The organism is Microbacterium sp. T3-8, assembly GCF_055398145.1.
The window spans coordinates 1,387,710-1,410,116 of sequence record NZ_AP027918.1; the positions used below are offsets into that span (position 1 = coordinate 1,387,710).

General features: G+C 69.8%; 19 protein-coding genes and 1 riboswitch. Of the genes, 7 read left to right on the forward strand and 12 right to left on the reverse strand.

Annotated elements, in window-relative coordinates; genetic code table 11:
* Positions 1-79 precede the first annotated feature (79 nt).
* Positions 80-1,540 carry an MFS transporter gene (locus tag ACZ5Y9_RS06510; protein ID WP_464472601.1) on the reverse strand — a complete coding sequence of 487 codons (1,461 nt, stop codon included), beginning with the start codon at positions 1,538-1,540 and terminating at the stop codon, positions 80-82.
* 177 nt (positions 1,541-1,717) lie between these two features.
* Here ACZ5Y9_RS06510 and ACZ5Y9_RS06515 point away from each other — a divergent pair, with 177 nt between their 5' ends.
* Complete coding sequence (locus tag ACZ5Y9_RS06515; protein WP_464472602.1) at positions 1,718-2,182, forward strand: GAF domain-containing protein; 465 nt, start codon at positions 1,718-1,720, stop codon at positions 2,180-2,182.
* A 24-nt stretch (positions 2,183-2,206) separates the two neighbouring features.
* Here the strand turns inward: ACZ5Y9_RS06515 and ACZ5Y9_RS06520 are convergent, their stop codons facing one another.
* The 4 genes from ACZ5Y9_RS06520 to ACZ5Y9_RS06535 all read right to left on the reverse strand — a co-directional run bounded on the left by ACZ5Y9_RS06520 (position 2,207) and on the right by ACZ5Y9_RS06535 (position 7,280).
* Entirely contained in the window at positions 2,207-3,943 is a 1,737-nt protein-coding gene (locus ACZ5Y9_RS06520; RefSeq protein ID WP_464472603.1) for a glycoside hydrolase family 35 protein, read from the reverse strand.
* A 95-nt stretch (positions 3,944-4,038) separates the two neighbouring features.
* Positions 4,039-5,394 carry an ABC transporter substrate-binding protein gene (locus tag ACZ5Y9_RS06525; protein WP_336640751.1) on the reverse strand — a complete coding sequence of 452 codons (1,356 nt, stop codon included), beginning with the start codon at positions 5,392-5,394 and terminating at the stop codon, positions 4,039-4,041.
* Positions 5,395-5,470: 76 nt separating this feature from the next.
* Positions 5,471-6,316 carry a carbohydrate ABC transporter permease gene (locus ACZ5Y9_RS06530; protein WP_247624713.1) on the reverse strand — a complete coding sequence of 282 codons (846 nt, stop codon included), beginning with the start codon at positions 6,314-6,316 and terminating at the stop codon, positions 5,471-5,473.
* Positions 6,317-6,362: 46 nt separating this feature from the next.
* Positions 6,363-7,280 (reverse strand): carbohydrate ABC transporter permease, encoded by a 918-nt coding sequence (locus tag ACZ5Y9_RS06535; protein WP_247623054.1) that lies wholly within the window; start codon positions 7,278-7,280, stop codon positions 6,363-6,365.
* A 159-nt stretch (positions 7,281-7,439) separates the two neighbouring features.
* On the opposite strand from ACZ5Y9_RS06535, the gene ACZ5Y9_RS06540 reads away from it, so the two are divergent.
* Positions 7,440-8,429, forward strand: coding sequence for a LacI family DNA-binding transcriptional regulator (locus ACZ5Y9_RS06540; RefSeq protein WP_247624712.1), 990 nt, complete (start codon positions 7,440-7,442; stop codon positions 8,427-8,429).
* A 40-nt stretch (positions 8,430-8,469) separates the two neighbouring features.
* Here the strand turns inward: ACZ5Y9_RS06540 and ACZ5Y9_RS06545 are convergent, their stop codons facing one another.
* The 7 genes from ACZ5Y9_RS06545 to ACZ5Y9_RS06575 form a co-directional block, all read right to left on the reverse strand.
* Positions 8,470-8,823, reverse strand: a complete 354-nt coding sequence (locus tag ACZ5Y9_RS06545; RefSeq protein WP_247632650.1) for a Fe-S protein — start codon at positions 8,821-8,823, stop codon at positions 8,470-8,472.
* Positions 8,824-8,888: 65 nt separating this feature from the next.
* A complete protein-coding gene (ribH, locus tag ACZ5Y9_RS06550) occupies positions 8,889-9,362 on the reverse strand; it encodes a 6,7-dimethyl-8-ribityllumazine synthase (protein ID WP_247623052.1) in 474 nt (157 codons plus the stop codon).
* Positions 9,359-10,624 carry a GTP cyclohydrolase II gene (gene ribA / locus ACZ5Y9_RS06555; protein ID WP_247623051.1) on the reverse strand — a complete coding sequence of 422 codons (1,266 nt, stop codon included), beginning with the start codon at positions 10,622-10,624 and terminating at the stop codon, positions 9,359-9,361. The genes ribH and ribA overlap by 4 nt, the downstream gene beginning before the upstream one ends.
* Positions 10,621-11,268: a riboflavin synthase gene (locus ACZ5Y9_RS06560; protein WP_464472604.1), complete on the reverse strand. Its 648-nt coding sequence runs from the start codon at positions 11,266-11,268 to the stop codon at positions 10,621-10,623. Before ACZ5Y9_RS06560 ends, ribA begins: the two co-directional genes overlap by 4 nt.
* The gene (gene ribD / locus ACZ5Y9_RS06565; RefSeq protein ID WP_464472605.1) at positions 11,268-12,311 is read right to left on the reverse strand and encodes a bifunctional diaminohydroxyphosphoribosylaminopyrimidine deaminase/5-amino-6-(5-phosphoribosylamino)uracil reductase RibD; all 1,044 of its coding nucleotides are present in this window, start codon (positions 12,309-12,311) and stop codon (positions 11,268-11,270) included. Before ribD ends, ACZ5Y9_RS06560 begins: the two co-directional genes overlap by 1 nt.
* A 54-nt stretch (positions 12,312-12,365) precedes the next feature.
* Positions 12,366-12,512, reverse strand: a riboswitch (FMN riboswitch).
* Between the two features lie 66 nt (positions 12,513-12,578).
* Positions 12,579-13,442, reverse strand: a complete 864-nt coding sequence (locus ACZ5Y9_RS06570) for an Fpg/Nei family DNA glycosylase (protein WP_464472606.1) — start codon at positions 13,440-13,442, stop codon at positions 12,579-12,581.
* Positions 13,443-13,503: 61 nt separating this feature from the next.
* Entirely contained in the window at positions 13,504-14,067 is a 564-nt protein-coding gene (locus ACZ5Y9_RS06575; RefSeq protein ID WP_464472607.1) for a GNAT family N-acetyltransferase, read from the reverse strand.
* Positions 14,068-14,157: 90 nt separating this feature from the next.
* Here ACZ5Y9_RS06575 and mfd point away from each other — a divergent pair, with 90 nt between their 5' ends.
* The 5 genes from mfd to ACZ5Y9_RS06600 all read left to right on the forward strand — a co-directional run bounded on the left by mfd (position 14,158) and on the right by ACZ5Y9_RS06600 (position 22,317).
* A complete protein-coding gene (gene mfd, locus ACZ5Y9_RS06580) occupies positions 14,158-17,745 on the forward strand; it encodes a transcription-repair coupling factor (RefSeq protein ID WP_464472608.1) in 3,588 nt (1,195 codons plus the stop codon).
* A 59-nt stretch (positions 17,746-17,804) separates the two neighbouring features.
* On the forward strand, positions 17,805-18,455 hold the full coding sequence (locus ACZ5Y9_RS06585) for a GNAT family N-acetyltransferase (RefSeq protein ID WP_464472609.1): 651 nt from the start codon (positions 17,805-17,807) through the stop codon (positions 18,453-18,455).
* A 103-nt stretch (positions 18,456-18,558) separates the two neighbouring features.
* Positions 18,559-18,720 (forward strand): hypothetical protein, encoded by a 162-nt coding sequence (locus ACZ5Y9_RS06590; RefSeq protein ID WP_247623045.1) that lies wholly within the window; start codon positions 18,559-18,561, stop codon positions 18,718-18,720.
* Between the two features lie 50 nt (positions 18,721-18,770).
* Positions 18,771-19,382, forward strand: a complete 612-nt coding sequence (locus ACZ5Y9_RS06595; RefSeq protein ID WP_464472610.1) for a gamma carbonic anhydrase family protein — start codon at positions 18,771-18,773, stop codon at positions 19,380-19,382.
* On the forward strand, positions 19,375-22,317 hold the full coding sequence (locus ACZ5Y9_RS06600) for an aminotransferase (RefSeq protein ID WP_464472611.1): 2,943 nt from the start codon (positions 19,375-19,377) through the stop codon (positions 22,315-22,317). The genes ACZ5Y9_RS06595 and ACZ5Y9_RS06600 overlap by 8 nt, the downstream gene beginning before the upstream one ends.
* The last annotated feature ends 90 nt before the right edge of the window (positions 22,318-22,407 follow it).

Below are 22,407 nucleotides of genomic sequence, written 5' to 3' on the forward strand. Positions count from 1 at the left end.
GTCGGGGGAACGCGAGAACGCCCCCGGATCCCTGAGTTCGTCCCAGGGGCCCAGAGGCGTTCTGCGGTGACTGATGCCGTTACGGCTGCGGCGTCGCCGCCACGCCGAGGTCGTCCTCGTAGTCGACGTCCTTCGTCTCCTTCGAGAGCACCAGGGCGATGAACGTGAGAACACCCATCGACGAGAGGTACAGACCCACGAGCCACGGGGCGCCGCCGCCCGCCTGCCACAGCCACACCGCGATGAGGGGTGCGACGGCCGCGCCGAGGATCGACGAGACGTTGTACGAGATCGCCGAGCCCGAGTAGCGCACGTTCGTCGGGAAGAGCTCGGGCAGCAGGGCGCCCATCGGGCCGAAAGTGGCGCCCATGAGCATGAAGCCGAACACGAGGAACGCCTGGGCGAGAGCACCGGTGAACTTCGGGTCGACGGCAGGCAGCAGGAATGCGTTGAACGTCAGACCGAAGATGATGATGAGGCCCGTGACCCAGAGCAGCAGCTTGCGGCGGCCGATCTTGTCGGCGATCGGACCCGACAGCAGGGTGAAGATTCCGAAGAACACGACACCGATGATCTGCATGAGCACGAAGTCCGTGTAGCCGAAGCCGAGACCGGGGTAGAACTGGGCGGCGAACGCCGACGCGTCGAAGTCGTTGCCGGCGGCCTCCGCGGCGGCCTGCGCGGCGGCGGATGCCGTCTCGAGCGAGGCCGCCTTCGTGCCGTACGACAGCGTGAAGTTCGTCATCAGGTAGAACAGCACGTACGTGGCCAGCATGAAGAACGTGCCGAGGATGAGCTGCTTCCAGTGGTGGCGGAAGACGGTCGCGAGCGGGAGCTTGCGGATCGTGCCCTTGGTCTCGGCTTTCTTGAAGGTGTCGGACTCGACGAGGCGCAGACGCACCCAGAGGCCGATGATGACCATCACGGCGGAGAACAGGAACGGGATGCGCCAGCCCCACGAGAGGAACGCCTCGGACTTCAGCGCCGGGTTCTCGGCGTGGGGGAGCAGCCAGTTGATGCTGAGGAACAGCAGGTTCGCGATGATGAACCCGAGCGGGGCGCCGAGCTGCGGGAAGGTGCCGTACCAGGCGCGCTTGCCCTTCGGGGCGTTCTCGGTGGCGACCAGGGCCGCACCCGACCACTCGCCGCCGAGCGCGAAGCCCTGCGCGAGACGCATGATCAGCAGCAGGAGGGCGGCCACCCAGCCGATCTGCTGGAACGTGGGCAGGAGCCCGATGAGGAACGTCGCGATACCCATCGTGAGCAGCGAGGCGACGAGCGTGGCCTTGCGGCCGTACTTGTCGCCGAAGTGTCCGAAGACCACCGCGCCGATGGGGCGGGCGACCATCGCCGCGCCGAAGACGCCGAACGAGGCGAGGAGGGAGGTGGTGTCGTTGCCGGTCGGGAAGAAGAGGACCGGGAACACGAGCACGGCCGCCGTGGCGTAGGCGTAGAAGTCGTAGAACTCGATGGTCGTGCCGACCAGGCTCGCGGTGATGACACGCGAGTGGGGATTCGCCGGCGCTGTGGTCGTACTCATGCTGCTCCTTAGGAATAAGTGCCTCGGTATACCGAGGCACTCGGGCGAGTTTACGCCTTCCTGAGTGTTCGCTGTACGCCGGGCGGGGTCAGAAGGCTCCGTGTGACGCGATGCGTAGAGTCGGGCCGACGAGGGGACATCTGCATGGCGACCGAAATGCCCGTCTACCGGGCCCCGATGCGTTCACGCGATGACGCCGTGCCGCGGGGTGTCGGCGCCGAGCGGGCGCTCGCGCTCGGGATCTGCGGCATCGGCGGCCGGGTGTCGCCGTCGCCGACGACTCTGGAGTCCGCGCTCGCCCGCGCCGACGAGCAGAGCGGCATCCGTTTGGCGTGGAGGATCGAGCGCTTCGCCAAGGCGCCGATCGGGGCCTACGTCTGGACGCGCGACATCGACGGCCTGAGCTACCTCGGGCGGCTCACCGGCCCGTGGACCTACGACGCCACGGCGGAGGCGCTCGCCGCGGACCTCGTGCACGTGCGCCGCTGCGACTGGATCCTCGAGCCGATCGAGGAGAGCGTCGTCCCCGGCGCCGTGCAGGCCGCCTTCGGTCGTGGTGGACGCAACTGGCAGCGCATCCGTGCCGAGGGCGTCACGCCGCCCACGGCAGCGATCTGGCAGCAGCACCGCGGCGACGTCTGAGCCCTCTGCCCTCGCCGGGTTCGGTCACTCCTCGGTGTCGCCCAGGCACAGTCCGCGCACGAACTCCGCACGCGGCGAGAGCAGTTCCTCGAGTTCCAGGACGACGACGCGGTTCGCCCCGGCGCGGGTCGCCGGCGCGGGAACGAACAGCGTGCGCTGCGGACCGTTTCGCCAGTAGCGGCCGAGGAAGAACCCGTTCACGAACGCGTATCCCTTGCTCCACGCGCCGGTGTCGAGGAAGAGGTCGGCCGGAGCATCCAGCACGAGGTCACCCGTCCAGGCGCGCGGGCCGTCGCCCGATCGGGGGGCGGTGCGGGTCGCGACCTCGTCGGCGATGGCCTGCACGTCGAGCGGAGTCGAGGTCCAGTCGCCGAGGGGCGCGCCATCGAGCATCGGAGCGCCGATCAGGCCCTTCTCCTCGCCGAGACGATGGTCGTAGTTCACGCGACCCTGCTCCTCGACGAGGATGCTGAGGGTGCGCCCGGCGGGGATCCGCAGCGCCTGGTCGTGCCGCGTGCGCGACAGGGTGCCGACGGGCTGGCCGTCGACGCTCACCCAGGCGAGGTCGCGCACCTCCTCGACCGTGAGCAGGCCGGGGCCGCTCATCGGAGGAAGGGCGACGTCGTAGCGCACGAGGGCGCTGAGGTGCCCCAACTCGTCGAACGTGGCCGGGAGGGGAGCAGGAGAAGCGGATGCCGCGGCATCCGTCCATGCGCCGGCGGGCGCGAGTTCGACGCTCGCGACCGGGGCGGATGCCCGGGGCGCGGGCAGCTCGTCGGGGACGGGTGCGTACTTCGCGATCACGTCGCGGAAGGCGAAGAACTTCGCCGTCGGATCGCCGGCCTCGTCGAGCGGGGCGTCGTAGTCGTACGACGTGACGATCGGGAGGTAGCGGCCCTTGTGGTTCGCGCCGTTCGTCAGGCCGAAGTTCGTGCCGCCGTGGAACATGTAGATGTTCACCGACGCTCCTGCGGCGAGCAGGGCGTCGAGATCGGATGCCGCGGCATCCACGTCGGTCGTGTGGTGCACCCCGCCCCACCAGTCGAACCATCCGTCCCAGAACTCGGAGCACATGAGGGGGCCGGTGGGCTGGTGCGCGCGCAGGGTCGCGAGACGCTCGGTGCTGCGCGATCCGAACGAGCCGGTCTTGTGGAGCTCGGGCAGGCTGCCATCGGCGAGCATCTGATCGGTAGGCTGATCGACGGTCGTGAGCGGCACTGTGATCCCGGCCTCGCGGGTGAGGGCGACGAGGGCTTCGAGGTAGGCCTTGTCGGAGCCGTAGGCGCCGTACTCGTTCTCGATCTGCACGAGCACGACGGGACCTCCGCGGTCGATCTGCCGCGGGGCGACGATCTCGTACACGCGGCGCAGGTAGGCGCTGATATCGGCGAGGAACGCCGGATCGGAGGAGCGCAGAGCGCGCTCGCCGGCGGTCAGCCAGGTCGGCAGGCCGCCGTTGTGCCACTCGGCGCAGATGTACGGTCCGGGGCGCACGATCGCGTCCATCCCCTCCGCGTGCACGAGGTCGAGGAAGCGGCCGAGGTCGTTCCATCCGGTGGCGTCCCACTCGCCGCGCCGAGGTTCGTGCGCGTTCCAGGCGACGTAGGTCTCGATCGTGTTGAGACCCATCAGGCGCGCCTTGCGGATGCGGTCCTGCCACTGGTCCGGGTGGATGCGGAAGTAGTGCAGGGCGCCGGCGATGACCTGGTGCTTCCGTCCGTCGCGGAGGAAGTCGGTGTCGCCGATGGTGAAGGAGGTCACGATGTGAAGTGCTTTCGGTAGAGAAGTGGCCGGATCGGGTCCCGAGCCCAGGATCGTTCCCTGAGCCTGTCGAAGGGCCCGATCCGGCCACCGTGTTACTTGTTGACGCTGAAGCCCTGCGAGTTGCCGTACTCGACCAGCGCGTCCTGCCAGGCGATGAGGCCCTCGTTCAGGTCGGTGCCGTTCTGGTAGGCCTGGCCGACGGTGTCACCGAAGATGCTGATGCCGTAGACCTGGTAGGGGAGGTAGCTCCAGTCGGGGACCACGTCCTCGGCCGCTGCGGCGAGTACCTCGTTGATCTTCTGGCCGCCGAAGTACTCCGGGGCGTCGGAGAGGAACTCCTCGCTCGACAGCTCGGCGGAGGTCGACGGGAAGCCGCCGCTCTCGAGGAACAGCGAGATGCTGTCCTCGGAGTTGTTGAGCCACCACAGGAATCCGGCCGCGAGCTCCGGGTTCTCGCTCTGCGTGGTCACGGCCTGGCCGCCGCCGCCGTTCTCGGCGCTGGCGGGGGTGCCATCGTAGGTCGGCATCGGAGCGACGCGCCAGTCACCGGCGCCGTCGGGCGCACCCGAGATGAGGTTGCCGGGCATCCAGGCGCCGATCACGAGGGTCGCGATGCTGCCGTCGCCGAGGGCGCGGAACCACTCGTCGCTCCAGCTGCTGACCGGGGCCACGAGGTCTTCCTCGACGAGACGGTTCCAGTTCTCGGTCCACTTCTTCGAGCCCTCGTCCTGAAGGTCGATCGTGACATCGGTGCCGTCGGTCGAGAAGGGCTGGCCACCGGCCTGCCAGATCATCGACGTCGCGAAGCCCGCGTCGCCGGTGTCGTTGGTGATGTACGCGTCGGGGTTCGCGGCGTGGATCGCCTTCGCGGCCTCGTAGTACTCGTCCCACGTGGTCGGCACGGCGATGCCGGCGGCGTCGAACACGGCCTTGTTGTAGAACAGCGCCATGGGGCCCGAGTCCTGGGGGAGGCCGTAGATGGCGTCACCGTCGGTGACCGAGTTCCAGGTCGAGGCGGTGTAGTCGTCCTCGAAGTCGCCGAAGCCGTACTGAGACAGGTCGACGAAGGCATCCGTGAGGGCGAACTGCGGGAAGGCGTAGTACTCGACCTGCACGACGTCGGGAGCACCGGAGCCCGCCTTGATGGCGTTCTGCAGCTTCGTGTACTCGTCGGTGTTGGTGCCGGCGTTGACGACATTGACCTTGACGTTCGGGTACTCCTCCATGAACGCCGCGGCCTGCGCCTCGGCCGAGGGGGTCCACGACCAGTACGTGATCTCGCCGCCCTTCTCGAGCGCGGCCTCGACCGAGTCGAACGATCCGTCGCCGGCGGCGCTGCCGCCGCCGGTGCCTCCGGTGCTGCAGCCGGCCAGGGCGAGAGCTGCGACGGTGCCGGCGGCGAGCACCGTGAGGGTGCGGCGCGCAGCGGGGTGAGGAAGGTGCTTCATTGCTGTGTCCTTTCGGGGGTGCGATCCAGCATCGGATCGACGTTTTCTGCGATGCGAGGTGCGGGAAGCGGGGTGCTTACTGCTTGACGCTTCCCGCGGTGAGACCTGACTGCCAGAACCGCTGCAGCAGCAGGAAGGCGATCACGATCGGGATGATCGTGAGCAGCGAGCCCATGATCACCAGGTTGTAGATCGGCTGGGATCCGGCCCCGATCGCCTGCGAGCTCCACTGGTTCAGGCCCACGGTGAGCGGGTACCAGGCGGGGTCCGAGAGCATGATCAGGGGCAGGAAGTAGTTGTTCCACGTCGCGACGACCGTGAAGAGGGCGACGGTCACGATGCCGGGTGCGAGCAGGCGCATCGAGATCGTGAAGAACGTGCGGAACTCCCCGGCGCCGTCGATGCGAGCGGCTTCCAGCAGTTCGGTCGGCACGGATTCCGAGGCGAACACCCAGATGAGGTAGAGGCCGAACGGGCTGATGAGCGAGGGGATGATGACCGCCCAGGGGGTGTTCGTCAGACCCAGCTCGCTGAAGAGCAGGAAGGTGGGCACCGCGAGCGCCGTGCCGGGCACCGCGACCGCACCGAGCACGATCGCGAAGACGGCGCGTCGGCCGGGGAAGCGGTACTTCGCCAGGCCGTAGCCGGCCATGGTCGCCAGCAGCGTCGCGCCGCCCGCGCCGACCACGACGTAGAGCAGGGTGTTGCCCAGCCAGCGCAGGAAGATGCCGTCGCGGAACGAGAACGTCGCGACCAGGTTGTCGATGAACGCGAAGTCGTCGGCGAACCAGAGGCCGAACGAGCTGAAGAGGCCCGACTGCGTCTTGGTCGAGCTGAACAGCAGCCAGACGAGCGGCACGAGCGTGTACAGCGCGTACACGACCATCACGATCAGCAGCGTCTTCGACGACCGCGGGTTCATCGGGTCGTTGCGCTTGCGTGTGGAGCGGGCGAGGGGGAGTGCCATCTCAGCGCACCTCCGACTTCGAGCCGCGCAGTTGCACGACGTAGGCGATCACGGCCGTGATGATGCCCATGATGATGGCGATCGTCGCGGCGTAGTTGAACTGCTGGCCCGCGAACGAGAGGTTGTACGCGTACATGTTGGGGGTGAAGTACGTCGTGATCACGTTCGGGGCGAGGGGGCGCAGGATGTTGGGCTCGTTGAAGAGCTGGAAGCTGCCGATGATCGAGAAGATCGTGGCGATGACGAGCGCGCCGCGCACGGAGGGGATCTTGATGGAGAAGATCGTGCGCCAGGCGCCGGCGCCGTCGAGCGAGGCCGCCTCGTACATCTCGGTGGGGATCGTCTTGAGCGAGGAGTAGAAGATCAGCATGTTGTAGCCGACGAACTGCCACGTCACGATGTTTCCGATCGACACGAGGATCCACTCACGGGCGAACGGGGTGATGAGGTCGCTGCCGAGGAAATCGTTGAAGTTCGACGTCAGACCGAACTGGTCGCCGTAGATGTAGCCCCACATGAGCACCGCGACGACGGCGGGAACCGCGTACGGCAGGAAGATCAGGATGCGGAAGAACGAGGCGCCGCGCAGGCGCGCGCTGTCGAGGGCCAAGGCCGCGCCGAGGGCGAGGGCGAGCATGATCGGCACCTGCACGACGAGGAAGATCAGCACTCGGCCGAACGCCTCCCAGAACTGGGGGTCGGTGAGGGCGCGCACGTAGTTGTCGACGCCGACGAACGCGTTGCCGCCGATGAGCTTCTCCTGGAAGAAGCTGAGGTACAGGGCGTACGCGAGCGGGGTGAGGAACACCAGCGCGAACACGAGCATGAACGGGCCGACGAAGGCCCATCCCTTCCAGTCGCGCTTCTCGCGGCGGCGGATGCCGGCGGCTCCGGGGGCCGCAATGATTTCAGTCGTCATCGACGAGACCTTCTCCAAGTCCAGGCGCTCACTGCGCCGTGTGTCAACGTCAACATATGCGATGCGCTGCTAGTGTGTCAACGTCAACACATGAATGGATGATCAATCGTGTCCCTGGAATCCTCGACAGAGCAGTCGCCGCGGCGGCGAGACCCCTCGATGGAAGACGTGGCGCGCGAGGCCGGCGTCTCCGGCCAGACCGTCTCCCGGGTGGTGAACGCGCGCGGCTACGTCGGTGCGGCAACCAGGGAGCGCGTCGAGCAGGCGATGCAGCACCTCGGCTATCGGCCCAACAGTGCGGCCAGGGCTCTGCGATCGGGCCGCTTCCGCGCCATCGGCGTGATCATGTTCTCGTTCAGCTCCTACGGAAACCAGCGCACGCTCGACGCGATCGCCGTGCGCGCCTCGCAGATGGGCTACGCGCTCACCCTGATCCCGGTCGAGTCGAGTGCCCGCGAGACCGTGGCGGGCGCGTTCCGCCGTCTCGAGGAACATGCCGTCGACGGCATCATCATCGTGGTCGAGGCCCACCAGCTCGATGAGGCGGAGGTCGAGATCCCCGACGGGTTGCCGATCGTGCTCGTCGACTCGAACCGCGGCTCGACGCATCCGTTCGTCGACACCGACCAGGCGCAGGGCGCCCGGCTCGCCACCGAGCATCTGCTCGACCTCGGGCACGAGACCGTCTGGCACGTGTCGGGGCCGACCGAGTCGTACTCCGCCGAACGTCGCCGCGAGGCCTGGCGGTCGACGTTGGAGGCGCGGGGTCGCCGGGTTCCCGAGATGATCCCGGGCGACTGGAGCGCTGCCTCCGGGTACCGGGCCGGTGTCGAGCTGCGCGATCGCGACGACGTCACCGCCGTGTTCGCCGCCAACGACCAGATGGCGATCGGTGTGGTGCGCGCGTTCCGCGAGGCAGGCCGCGACATCCCGAGCGACGTCAGCGTGGTCGGCTTCGACGGACTGCCCGATGCGGCGCAGATCTGGCCGCCGCTCACGACGGTGCAGCAGCACCCCGAGAGGGTCGGCGCGCTCGCGGTCGACGCGCTGCTCGCCGAACTCGACGGGGGAGAGGTCGCGCAGACGCCCCTCGTCGGCACCGAACTCGTCGTCCGCGAGAGCACGGCACCCCCGCGCCCCGCTCCCTGAGCGATGGACGACGGGCGACGAACCGTCGAAGCGGGTCGGCTCAGCGCCAGATCGCGGCGATGGCGGCGTTCGCGGCGGTGAGGATTCCGACGAGCCAGAACATCACCGGGGGCACGGATGCTCCGCGCTTCTGCCGCGCGGTGCCGATGCCGAGCAGTGCGCCGATGACGAGCAGCAGCACGAGCTTCACGCCGATCTTGACGTAGTTCAGTTCGTACGAGATGCCCCACGGGGCGGCGAGAGCGAGACCGGCGACCGCGGCGATCGCCATGCCGATGCTCATCAGCCGCGTGAAGACGCGCTTACCGCCGAAGGCCTGCGCCGCCCACGCTCCGAAGAGCACGGCGAAGCCGATCAGGTGGACGAAGAGAACGATGTGGCGCAGGGTCTCCATGACCCTCACCGTACGAGTCCGCGCCTTCCCTCCGCTACGAAGGGAAGGCTGGCCTCAGCGCGCTCTCAGCCCCGCAGCTCCTTGATGACGAGGGCGGTGCGCAGCGCGGCATCCGCTGCTTCGGCGCCCTTGTCCTCCTTCGATCCCTCGAGACCCGCACGGTCGAGACCCTGCTGCTCGTCGTCGAGGGTGAGCACGCCGAAGCCGACGGGCTTGCCGGTGTCGAGCGAGACGCGGGTGAGGCCATCGGTCGTCGCCGCCGACACGTACTCGAAGTGCGGGGTGCCGCCGCGGATGATCACGCCGAGCGCGACCACCGCATCCGCACCACCGGCGAAGGCGGCCTGTGCGGCGACGGCGAGTTCGAACGATCCCGGCACGCGCACGAGGCGGTGCGTGGCCCGCGCCTCGTTCAGCACGCGCTCGGCCCCGGCGATGAGGCCGTTCGTGATCGTGTCGTGCCAGGTGCCGGCGATGATGACGACGTCGAGTCCGCGTCCGTCGATGTTCCCGGTCGTGGGTGCTCCTGCGCCGCTCATGCGTCGTCCTTTCGTCCTGCGAGGGCGGCCTTGAGCTCGTCCTCGCCGATGATGTGACCCATGCGGTCACGCTTGGTCTCGAGATACTGGTGGTTGTTGGGTCCGACGCCGACGATGAGCGGCACCTGCTCGACCACGTCGAGGCCGAGCTCGCGCAGCTGATTCACCTTGTCGATGTTGTTCGTCAGCAGGCGCACCTTCGACACCCCGAGATCGGCGAGGATGCCGGCGGCCGCCGCGTATTCGCGGGCATCGGCCGGCAGCCCGAGAGCGAGGTTCGCGTCGACGGTGTCGAGCCCCTCCTCCTGCAGGCTGTAGGCCCGGAGCTTGTTGATGAGCCCGATGCCGCGTCCCTCGTGACCGCGCATGTAGATGACGATGCCGCCGTCCTGCTCGATCGCGTCGAGCGCAGCGTCGAGCTGGGGGCCGCACTCGCACTTGAGCGAACCGAAGGCTTCGCCGGTCAGGCACTCGGAGTGCACGCGCACGAGCGAGGTCTCCTGCGGTTCGCCCGAGACGACGGCGATGTGGTCGGTGCCGGTGACGCGGTCCTTGTAGGCGAGGAACCGGAAGGTTCCGTGCGTGGTCGGCACGGTCGCATCGGCGCGCAGGCTCACGCGGCGGTTGCGCACCGGGCCGTTGTCGCCCTGCGGGTCGATCTCGTTGAGGTGGTCGATCAGCTGCTCGATCGTGATGACGGGCACACCGTCGCGGGCCCCGAGCTCGAGGAGCCCCGGCATCCGCATCATGCTGCCGTCCTCGGCGACGACCTCGGCGATCGCCCCCACCGGCTGCAGTCCCGCGAGGCGCATGAGATCGACGGCGGCCTCGGTGTGGCCGCTGCGCTCGCGCACCCCGCCGTCGACCGCGCGCAGCGGCAGCACGTGGCCCGGGCGGATGATGCTCGTGGCGGTCGATTCGGGGTTCGCGAGCACGTTGAGCGTGTGCGCGCGGTCGTGCGCGCTGATACCGGTCGTGACGCCCTCGGCGGCATCGACGCTCACCGTGTACGCGGTGGCGCGCGCGTCTTCGCTCGCGGCGACCATCGGCTGCAGGTTGAGGTCGTCGGCGCGGTCTGCGGGCATCGGCGCGCAGATGAATCCGGACGACCATCGCACGGTCCACGCGACCCACTCGGGGGTGGCGAGTTCTGCCGAGAGGATGACGTCGCCCTCGTTCTCACGGTTCTCGTCGTCGGCGACGAGAACGGGGCGCCCGGCGCGCAGGGCGTCGAGGGCGTCGGCGATCGTGGAAAGGCTCATCGCGAGCCTCCTTCCGGTGCGGTCCGGAACGCGAGCAGGCGCTCGACGTGCCGGGCGAGGATGTCGGTCTCGAGGTTGACGCGGTCGCCGACGGCGCGGGTGCCGAGGGTCGTCGCGGCGAGCGTCTCGGGGATCAGGGAGATCTCGAACCACTGCTGCTCGTCGGGTCCTGCGCCTGACGAAGGAGGGTCGCTGACCGCGCTGACGGTGAGCGAGGTGCCGTCGACCGAGATCGATCCCTTGTCGACGACGAGCGGGGCGAGGTCGGCGGGAAGGCCGATGCGCAGCACGCTCCACTGCGCTCCGGGCCGCACCTCGAGAACCGTGCCGACGCCGTCGACGTGCCCCTGCACGATGTGCCCGCCCAGGCGCGCGCCGACGGGCGTCGCCTTCTCGATGTTGACGCGGGTGCCGACGGCGGCATCGCCGAGCGCCGCGACGTCGAGGGTCTGCTTCATGACGTCGGCGTCGAAGGAATCCGCATCCGAGGCGACCACGGTCAGGCACACGCCCGAGACGGCGATCGACTCGCCGTGCACGGCGTCGGCGGCGGCCTTCGGAGCGCGCACGGTCAGACGCCACCCGTCACCCGACGGCGAGATGGCGGTGATCTCGCCGATCTCCTCGATGATCCCGGTGAACATCAGACGGCTCCTTCGGTCGACGCGGTGGGGAGAGAAGCGGGATGGGCGATCGCGAGCAGATCGGCGCCGAGGGGCAGCCACTCGTCGATCGTCAGGCGGTGCGCCTCGCCGATGGACGAGACGCCGATGTCGGTGAGGGCGAGGCGGCCTCCGCCCAGCAGCACGGGGGCGATGTAGGCGAGCACGCGATCGGCCAGCCCCGCCGCCACGAACGCGCTCGCGAGGGTCGGCCCGCCCTCGACGAAGACGCTCTGGATGCCGCGGCCGTGCAGGTCGGCGAGCACCACGTGCAGGTCGTGTCCGTCGAAGAAGAGGGGAGTGTTCGGATGCCGGCGCACCGCCGCATCCGCCGGAGTGGGGCGCGAGCCGATGACCACCGGGACGGGCTGGTCGGGGAGGAGCGCGTCTCCGTCGCGAGCGGTGAGCGAGGGGTCGTCGGCCAGCACGGTGCCGGTGCCGACGACGATGGCATCGGATGCCGCGCGGCGGCGGTGCACATCGGCACGGGCAGCGGGACCGGTGATCCACTGGCTCGATCCGTCGTCGGCTGCGGCGCGTCCGTCGAGGCTCTGCGCCCACTTCACGGTGACGTGGGGGCGGCCGAGGCGCTGCGCGGTGAGCCATCCCTCGATCACGGCGTGCGCGGCATCCGCCTGCTCGCCGGCCTCGACGCTGACGCCCGCGGCCCGCAGCCGCTCGGCGCCTCCGCCCGACACGGCGCCGGGATCGTCGAGCGCGTAGACGACACGGCTCACTCCGGCCTCGATGAGGGCGAGCGCGCAGGGACCGGTGCGTCCGGTGTGGTTGCAGGGTTCGAGGGTCACGACCGCGGTCGCGCCGCGGGCTGCGCCGGGGGCGAGCTTCGACAGCGCGTCGACCTCGGCGTGCGGGGTGCCGGCGCCGTGGTGCCATCCCTCGGCGAGGATCGTGCCGTCGGGGGAGAGGATGACCGCGCCGACCTGCGGGTTCACGCCGCGGGGGCCGAGCGCCGCGAGCGCGAGAGCACGGCTCATCGCCTCGCGCTCTGTCTCGTTCACTGCCATCCGTCGTCCTTCTCTGAAGGCTCCGGGGGAGGCGGACGGCGCGCACGGCGGCGCATCGTGCTGCCTCCCTTCCGGACTAGCGGGATCTCTCCCGCATCACCGTCGGTCCCGGATTTCCACCGGATCGGCACCTCGGTCGAAACCGAGACGCTCGCGGACTGTCACCGCCGGTTCGGATTCCCACCGACCCCGGAGCACGTTGATGTTCTGAGTGTACTCAACGCGCCCGCGCGGAATTCATTCCCCGTCATCCGGCGACGTCTCGGCTCATTTCAGCAGGCGCGACAGGCGTCGGTCGGCGAGCACCTTTCCGCCCGTCTGGCAGGTCGGGCAGTACTCCAGAGAGCGGTCGGCGAAGAAGACGCTGCGCACGGTGTCGCCGCAGACCGGGCAGGTCTCGCCGCGGCGGGCGTGCACCTGCATCCCCCGGCGCTTCGCGTCCTTCAGCTCGGCCGGGGGCTTGCCGGATGCCTCGGCGAGCGCCTCGCGCAGAGTCGCCTGCATCGCCGCGAACAGCGAGTCGATCGCCGCGTCGTCGAGCGTCGCGGCGATCGCGTACGGCGACATGCGCGCGGCGTGCAGGATCTCGTCGGAGTACGCGTTGCCGATGCCGGCGATCACCGCCTGATCGCGCAGCAGGCCCTTGATCTGCGTGCGTTTGCCGTCCAGGAGACCGGCGAACACCTCGCGGGTGAAGGCGTCGTCGAGGGGGTCCGGGCCGAGACGGGCGATGCCCGGCACCTCCGCCGGGTCGCGCACGACGTAGACCGCGAGGGACTTCTTCGTGCCCGCCTCGGTGAGGTCGAACCCGCTGCCGTCGTCGAGCGCGACGCGCAGGGCGATCGGCGTCTTGCCGGGCTTGATTATCGTCGTGGGCAGAGTCTCGTACCATCGCAGCCAGCCCGCCTTCGCGAGGTGGAAGACGAGGTGAAGATCGTCTCCGCACGAGAGCACGATGAACTTGCCCCGCCGCGTGGCGCCGCTGATCACGGCGCCGTGCAGCGCGGTGTTGGGCGGGTCGTAGGTCTTCAGCGCGGCGATCGCCGCCACGCTCGTGCGCGTGATCGTGCGCCCCACGACGCGCTCGCCCAGGAAGTCGACGAGCCCCTGCACCTCCGGCATCTCGGGCATGCGAACATCCTGCCACCGGCATCCGACATCGTCACCCCCGGCACCGGGCGGGAGAGACGGGTCAGAGCACGGGCCAGGCCGCCGGGGCGCGGTCGTCGGTGGGGAGGAGCCCCGCGACCCAGCCGTCGTCGCGGCCGCGCGGGCCGGTGAGCAGTTGCCGCTGAAGACCCTCGTAGCGGAAGCCGAGCGCGCGGGCGGCGCGAGCCGAGGGGACGTTCCCGACCACGGCGCGCCAGGTGAGGCGCGCGAGACCCAGCTCGTCGAAGCCCCAGTCGATGACGGCGCGGGCCGCCTCGACGAGATACCCCCGACCACGGGCGGATGCCGCGACCCAGTAGCCGAGTTCGGCATGCCCACCGGCGTCGTGCGGGGTGATGTGGTGCAGCCCGATCGAGCCCACGAGCTCCTCACCCGCGTGCACGCTCCACACCGCCTGCGACCCGTCGGCCCACCACTCGCCGGTCAGACGCACGTAATTGGCGGCGTCGTCGCGCGAGTAGGGCGAGGGCACGGTGGTCCAGCGCGGGATCTCCGGGTCCTGGCACGCGGCCGTGATCGCGTTGATGTCGGCGTCGGTCGGCGCCGCCAGCACGAGGCGCTCGGTCTCCAGTCGCACAGCTTCCATCGGACTACGGTATCGCCCGCGGCGGGCGGCAGAGGGCGCCAGAGGGCGGATGCCGGAGCCGATGTCGGAGGCGGCGGCTAGTCTTGTCCGGTGACTGTTCCAGGGATTCTGCGCGCCTTGGAAGAGGCGTCTCTGTACCGTGAAGCGCTCGGCTGGGCTCAGACCGATGCCGACCTCGGCCTCGTCGACGGGCTCGATGCTCCGGCCCTCGCGGGACTCCTCGCCAAGCGCGCCGCCGCGGGGCATCCGCAGGCGTTGCTCGCCGTCGTGCCCACGGGCCGCCGCGCCGATAGCCTGGCGCAGGCGCTCGGCTCCTACATCCCCGACGCCGAGGTGCTCACGTTCCCGGCTTGGGAGACCCTGCCGCACGAGCGCCTCAGCCCGAGCCCCGACACGGTGGGTCTCCGACTGCAGACGCTGCGCCGCATCCGCGAGTGGGCGGGCGATCATCCGCTCGTCGTCGTCGCCTCGGTGCGTGCGGCCCTGCAGCCGATTGCCGGCAACCTCGGCGAGATCGAGCCGCTCGAGCTCGCGGTCGGCAACCGCGGCCTCGAACTCGATACCGTGGCCGCCCGTCTCGTCGAGCGCGCCTACTCGCGCGTCGACATGGTCTCGCGTCGCGGTGAGTTCGCGGTGCGCGGCGGCATCCTCGACGTGTTCCCGGCGATCTCCGAGCATCCGTACCGCGTCGAGTTCTTCGGCGACGAGATCGATCAGATCCGCGCGTTCTCGGTCGCCGACCAGCGCTCCCTCCCCGGCGACATCGGCTCCGTCGACCTGCCGCCCAGCCGCGAGCTGCTGCTCACCGACGACGTGCGCGATCGCGCGCGTGCGCTGATCGGCGGCTTCCCGGCGATCGCGGGCATGCTCGAGAAGATGGCCGAGGGCATCCCGGTCGAGGGCATGGAGTCGCTCCTGCCCGCGGTCGCCGGTCCCCTCTCGTCGCTCGCCGAGTACCTTCCCGCGGGGGCGGCGACCGCCGTGGTCGACCCCGAGCGTTCGAGCGCCCGGGCCATCACCCTCGGCGACACCAATCGCGAGTTCCTCGACGCGGCCTGGAGCGCCGCGACCTCGGGTGCCTCCGCACCCATCGACCTCGGCGCGGGCGACTTCCTCACGATCGCCCAGTTGCGCGAGGTCGTCCGCGACCGCGGCGGTGTGTGGTGGCGGCTCAGCCCCTTCGGCGCGGGTCTCGGTGAGGACGAGGCCGAGGCGGCGAACCTCGACGCCACCGTGATCCCGTCCTTCCACGGAAACGTCGACGGGGCGATCTCCTTCGTCGCCGGGCGCATCTCCGAGGGCTGGCGCGTCGTGGTCATCGCCACCGGTTCGGGTCTCGTCGATCGCGCCCGCGACGTGCTCGCCGATCGCGGCATCGCCGCTCGCATCCTTCCCGAGTTGAACGATGCGCCCGAGCCCGGCGTCGCGACCCTGCTCACCGGCTCGGTCGAGGCCGGATTCCAGGTGCCGGAGGCGAAGCTCGCCGTCCTCACCGACAACGAGTTCTACGGTCGTACGATCGGCGGCGACCAGCGGGTGGTCAAGAAGCTCGCCTCCCGCCGCAAGAACGTCGTCGACCCGCTGCAGCTCAAGCCGGGCGACTTCGTGGTGCACAACACCCACGGCATCGGACGCTTCGTCGAGATGACGCAGCGCGAGGTCTCGACCGGTGGACGCAACGCCACGAAGTCGGTGCGCGACTACCTCGTGCTCGAGTACGCGCCCTCGAAGCGCGGCTACCCGGGCGACAAGCTCTACGTGCCCACCGACCAGCTCGACCTGCTCTCGAAGTACGTGGGCGGTGAGGGGCCGACCCTGTCGAAGATGGGCGGCAGCGACTGGTCGCAGGCCAAGGGCAAGGCCCGCAAGGCCGTGCGCGACATCGCCGTCGAGCTCGTCAAGCTCTATTCGGCGCGCATGAGCGCCAAGGGCTATGCCTTCGGGCCCGACACCCCCTGGCAGCGCGAGCTGGAGGAGGCGTTCCCCTTCGCCGAGACGGCCGACCAGCTGCAGACGATCGACGAGATCAAGGCCGACATGGAGCGGCCGATCCCGATGGACCGCCTGCTCTCGGGCGATGTCGGCTTCGGCAAGACCGAGGTGGCCGTGCGCGCGGCGTTCAAGGCCATCCAAGACGGCAAGCAGGTCGCGATGCTCGTGCCGACGACGCTGCTGGTGAAGCAGCACCTCGAGACGTTCACCGAGCGCTTCGCCGGATTCCCGGTGAAGGTGCGCCCGCTCTCGCGATTCCAGACCGACAAGGAGGCCCGCCTCACGCTGCAGGGTCTGCTCGACGGCACGGTCGACATGGTCATCGGCACGCACCGCATCCTCACCGACCAGGTGATGTTCAAGGACCTCGGCCTGATGATCATCGACGAGGAGCAGCGGTTCGGCGTCGAGCACAAGGACGCTCTCAAGAAGATGAAGACGAACGTCGACATCCTCGCCATGAGCGCCACGCCGATCCCGCGCACGCTCGAGATGGCGGTCACCGGCATCCGCGAGATGTCGACGCTGGCCACCCCGCCGGAGGACCGGCATCCGATCCTGTCGTTCGTCGGTCCGCGCAGCGACAAGCAGATGGCCGCGGCGATCCGTCGCGAGATCCTGCGCGAGGGTCAGGTGTTCTTCGTGCACAACCGGGTGCAGTCCATCCAGCGCGTCGCCGCCCAGCTCGCCGAGCTCGTGCCCGAGGCGCGCATCGCGGTCGCCCACGGGCAGATGGGCGAGCACGCGCTCGAGCAGGTCGTCGACGACTTCTGGGAGCGCAAGTTCGACGTGCTCGTCTCGACGACGATCATCGAGACCGGGCTCGACATCTCGAACGCGAACACGATCATCATCGATCGCGCCGACCGCTACGGCCTCAGCCAGCTGCACCAGCTCCGCGGACGCGTGGGCCGCGGTCGCGAGCGCGCCTACGCGTACTTCCTGTACGACGAGATGAAGCCGCTCAGCGAGACGGCGGCCGACCGACTGCAGACGATCGCCGTGAACAACGACCTCGGTTCGGGCATGCAGGTCGCCCTGAAGGACCTCGAGCTGCGCGGCGCGGGCAACCTGCTCGGCGGCGAGCAGGCCGGTCACATCGCCGGCGTCGGCTTCGACCTGTATCTGCGCATGATCGGCGAGGCGGTGTCGACGTTCCGCGGCGAGGAGGTCGAGTCCGGTCAGGAGCTGCGGCTCGAGTTGCCGCTCGACGCGCGCATCCCCGAGTACTACATCGACAGCGAACGCCTGCGGCTCGAGGCCTACCAGAAGCTGTCGGCGGCCTCGATCGCGACGGCGAAGGACGACGCGATCGACCTCGTCATCGACGAGCTCACCGACCGCTACGGCACGCCCCCGGCCGAGGTCGAGGGGCTCATCGCGATCGCCCGTCTGCGCCGCCGGGCCGCACGCGCGGGCCTCGCCGACGTCGTCGTGATGGGCTCGAACCTGCGCATCGCTCCGGCGCGTCTCGAGGATTCGATCAAGGTGCGCCTGCAGCGGCTCTACCCGAAGGCGAAGCTCGTCTCCGGCGGTGAGGCGCTGGTCGTTCCCATGCCCATGGTGCCGGCCGCGGTCGGCGTCGGGCTCGAACCCCTCCCGGATGCCGAGCTGCTCGAGTGGGTGGGGCAGTTGTTCACCGCCATCTTCCCGGAGCCCGTGAAGGCTGAGACCGTCACCAAGTGACGTGCTGCACACGGCGCGGGAGCCCACGCGTCGGTGCGGTGGCGCGCTACGGTCGCCGCATGGACCTCGCAGACGTCTGGCCGCTGTTCGCCCTCGAGATCGAAACCCCGCGTCTCACGTTGAGGCCGGTGCGCGACATCGATCTGCCGGGGTTGAGCCAGGCGGCCCTGGATGGCATTCATGACGACGAACGGATGCCGTTCGGGTACCCGTGGACGGATGCTCCCGCAGCCCAGCTCCCGAGCAATCTCGCGCAATACCAGTGGAGTCTCCGCAACCGGGTGTCGCCGCAGAACTGGATCATCGCATTCGCGGTCCTCCATGAGGGAGACGTCATCGGTGCTCAGGATCTCGCCGCGCACGGTTTCGCTGATCGACGGACGGTGAACACCGGGTCGTGGCTGACTCGATCCGTGCACGGCCGCGGTCTGGGAACGGAGATGCGCGCAGCTCTGCTCGCCTTCGCGTTCGACGTCCTCGGGGCCGAGTGGGCGGAGTCCAGCGCTGCCACGTGGAATCACGCTTCCTTGAGCGTGTCGCAGAAGCTCGGATATCGGCTCAACGGCGTCACCCGCGTAGCGCCGCGGATCGGGCAGCCCGCGGACGAGCAGCGGGTACGGCTCGCCAAGGAGGAGTTCATCCGACCGGACTGGCCGGTCGTCGTGCGTGGCGAGGACCACGCGCTCGGCCAGCTCGGGATCGTCCGCTGACGCGCGTTCGTCGAGATCGACGTCCCTCGGCTCGCGGCTAGCCGAGCGGTGCACGCGCGTCAACGGGGTGTGGCACCGGCGCAGGGCGGCGGAGGCTGAAGCCATGTGGACACTTCTGATCATCCTGCTCATCGTGTGGGCCGGCCTCGCCGTCTTCGGCTTCGTGGTCAAGGGCCTCCTCTGGCTCGCCGTCCTCGGCATCGTGCTGTTCCTGGCGACCCTCGTCATCGGCATGCTCCGCCGCACCGCAGCGACCAAGGAGTGACCGCGGAGCAGACCTCCCGCCGCGCGCTCCCGCGCCACTACGCTGTGAGCATGTTGTACGAGCACCTCGGGGCTCGGCCCCGGATCCACGACACCGCCGTCATCGCTCCCACCGCCGTCTTCTCCGGTGACGTCGAGATCGGAGCGGGCTGCCAGGTGCTGCACGGCGCCGTGATCACGGCCGAGGGTGGGCCGATCACGCTCGGCGCGCACGTGATCGTGATGGAGAACGCCCTCGTGCGGGCGACCGCCGCGAACGCCGTGCGCATCGGTGATCACACCCTCGTCGGTACGCTGGCGAGCATCGCCGGCGCGACGGTGGGCGAGGAGGTGTTCCTCGCCTCGGGTGCGCGGATCTTCAACGGCGCGATCGTGGGTGCGCGCAGCGAGGTGCGCGTCAACGCGATCGTCCAGAGGCGTGCGCGCGTTCCCGAGGGCACGGTCGTGCCGATCGGCTGGGTGGCCGTGGGCGATCCGCTCCAGCTGTTCTCGCCGGACCGGGATGCCGAGATCGCCGCGGCGCAGCCCGATCTCGACTTCCCGGGGCACGTGTTCGGCGTCGACCGCGACACCCCGGATCTGATGGTGCAGCTCACCGAGCGCTACGGCTCTTCGCTGGCGCGTCACGCCGACGACCTCCCGCTCGGCGACCACCGTGGCTGAGGCCGGCGCGGGACTCGTCCGGCCGGACGTCGACGAGGAGGACGCCGCCCGGATCGCCCGCGATCTCTACGGAGCCGACGTCGTCGCACGCGAGCTCGGCAGCAACCAGGACCGCAACTTCCTGCTCACGGAGGTCGACGGCTCGCGCAGCGTCCTCCGTATCGACAACCCGGTGTTCGGCGACGAGGCGCGCGACGCCCAGCACGCGGCCCTCGATGCCTACCGGGCAGCGGGCGTGGCCGTGCCCGCCGTGCTTCCGGGACTCGACGGTGCGCTGACCCAGCGCTGGCGCGGATTCGCCGTGCGCCGCAGCGAGTTCGCCGTCGGGGAGGAGCTCGTCGACGCCGGTTATCTCGCGCCGGTCGTGCTCGCCGAGTTCGGAGCGCTCGCGGCGGCGTCGGTGAACGCACTGGCGCCCCTCCGGCATCCGGGACTCGATCGCCCGCACATGTGGGACATGCGCGTGGCCTTCGACGAGACGGCGAAGCTCGCAGGCTCGATCACCGACGACGCGCTGCGCGGGCGCGTGCTCGCGGCGTCCGAGGAAGCTCGGAAGGCGCTCGCGGCGGTCGAGAGCGATCTGCCCGTCCAACCGATCCACGGCGATCTCACGGACGACAACGTCATGGGGCGGCGAGGGGCCGACTCCCGCCTGCACCCGCACACCGTGCTCGACCTCGGCGACCTGGCTCTCGGGTGGCGTGTGGCCGAGCTCGCGGTGTGCGTGTCGTCGATGCTGCACCACGAACCGGATCGCCCGCTGCGGGTGCTCGACACGATCGCCGCCTTCCACGCCGATGCGCCGTTGAGTGACGCGGAGGCGCGCGCGGTCTGGCCTCTCGTGGTGCTGCGCGCTGCGCTCCTCGTCGCGAGCGGGTGGCGGCAGCTCGAGATCGACGGTGACAACGACTACGCCCGCGAGCGGATCGCGGGGGAGCAGGCGATCTTCGACGCGGCGACACTCCTGCCGCTCGCGGAGGTCTGCGAGCAGGTGCTCGCACGAGTCGGGGTCGAGGCTCCGCAGTTCTCCGGTCGGGTCGAGGGGGCGCCGCTCACCGCTGTGCTGCCCGACTTCACCGGCACCGTCGAGGCGGTCGATCCGGGCGTCGAGTCCGACGCTCTCGACGCCGGACGCTGGCAGCGAGCGGATGCCGAGGCGGCCCTGGTCGCGTCGGCCCTGGCGGGGGGAGCCGGAGCGGCGCTCATGCCCTACGGGGTGTTCCGGCTGACGCGCACGCGCGTGGACGTCGCGGATGCCGCCCCCACCTGGCCCGTGCACACCGAGATCCATCTCGGCGCCGGCCCTCGCCTCCGCGTGACGAGTCCCGTCGACGGAGCGCTGCGGGCGAGCCGCGAAGAGCCGCGCATCGTGCTCGGGGACGGCTGGATCCTCGATCTGCGCGGGGTCGAGATCGACGACCGGGCGGCGCTGCACGTGTCGGCGGGTGACATGGTGGGGTGGCTCCCGGCGTCCGACACGGATCGCGTGCTCACCCTCGGCCTCCGACGGTCGGATGCCCCCGAACGACCTCCGCGCACTCCCGGCGCCGCCCTGGTCGAGCCCGAGCGGGTGCCGGCCTGGCGCCGTCTCACGGCCGATCCCGCGCCGTTGCTGGGTGTGCCGTCGCGCGCGCAGCACGACGAGTCCGCCGACGAGCTCGCACGCCGGGAGCGGATCTTCGCCGCCGCCCAGGAGCGGTACTACGCGCATCCGCCGCAGATCGAGCGCGGCTGGCGGCACCACCTGGTCGATACGACCGGCCGCGCCTACATCGACATGGTCAACAACGTCGCCGGCCTCGGACACGGACACCCGAGGGTCGCCGATGCGGCGGCCCGCCAGCTGCGCACACTCGGCACCAACTCGCGGTTCCTGTTCCGCGATCTCGCGGAGTACAGCGAGCGACTTCTCGCGCTGATGCCGCAGGGGAGCGGCCTCGACACGGTGCTGCTCGTCAACAGCGGCTCGGAGGCGGTCGACCTCGCGATCCGGCTCGCGCAGGCGGCGACCGGGCGGCGCACGATCGTGGCGCTGCGCGAGGCGTATCACGGCTGGACGATGGCCAGCGATGCGGTGACCACGAGCGCCTACGACAACCCGTTCGCCCTCGAGACGCGACCCGACTGGGTGCACGTCGCCGACGTGCCCAACCGGTACCGCGGCACGTATCGCGGCGACGACACCGCGGGGCGCTATCTCGACGACCTCTCGGCCGATCTCGCGGCCCTCGATCGTGACGGCCGTGATGCGGCCGCCTTCCTGTGCGAATCCGTGCTCGGCAACGCCGGGGGAGTGCTCCTACCCGAGGGGTACCTCGCGGGCGCCTACGAACGCGTCCGGGACGCGGGCGGTCTGTGCATCGCCGACGAGGTGCAGGTGGGCTTCGGCCGCCTGGGATCGACGTTCTGGGGCTTCGAGCGGGCGGGCGTCGCGCCCGACATCGTCACGATCGCCAAGCCCATGGGCAACGGCTTCCCGATCGGCGGAGTGATCACCTCGAAGCGCATCGCCGACGCCCTCGCCACGCAGGGGCAGTTCTTCTCCTCGGCCGGGGGCAGCACCCTGAGCTGCCGCGTCGGGCTCGCCGTGCTCGACGCGATGGTCGAGGACGACCTCCAGCGCAACGCCGAGAACCTCGGCGCGCGGCTCGCCGACGGGCTGCAGGCGCTCGGCGACGAGCATCCGATGGTGGCCGTCGTGCACGGAGCCGGGCTGTATCTGGGCGTCGAGCTCGTGCGCGATCGCACGACGATGGAGCCCGCGGATGCCGAGGCCGCCGCGATCTGCGAACGGATGCGCGAACTCGGGGTCGTGGTGCTGACGACCTCGGAACGATCGAACGTGCTGAAGATCAAGCCGCCGCTGTGTCTGACGGCGCAGAGCGCCGACCATGTCGTCGCGATGCTGGGGCGGGTGCTGCGCGAGGGCTGGTGATCCCAAGATCTTCGAATCGCGCGCATTTTCGTCATGTTAAATGCGCATTTCGAATCGAAATTAGGGGTCGCGGTGATGAATACCTGTGCT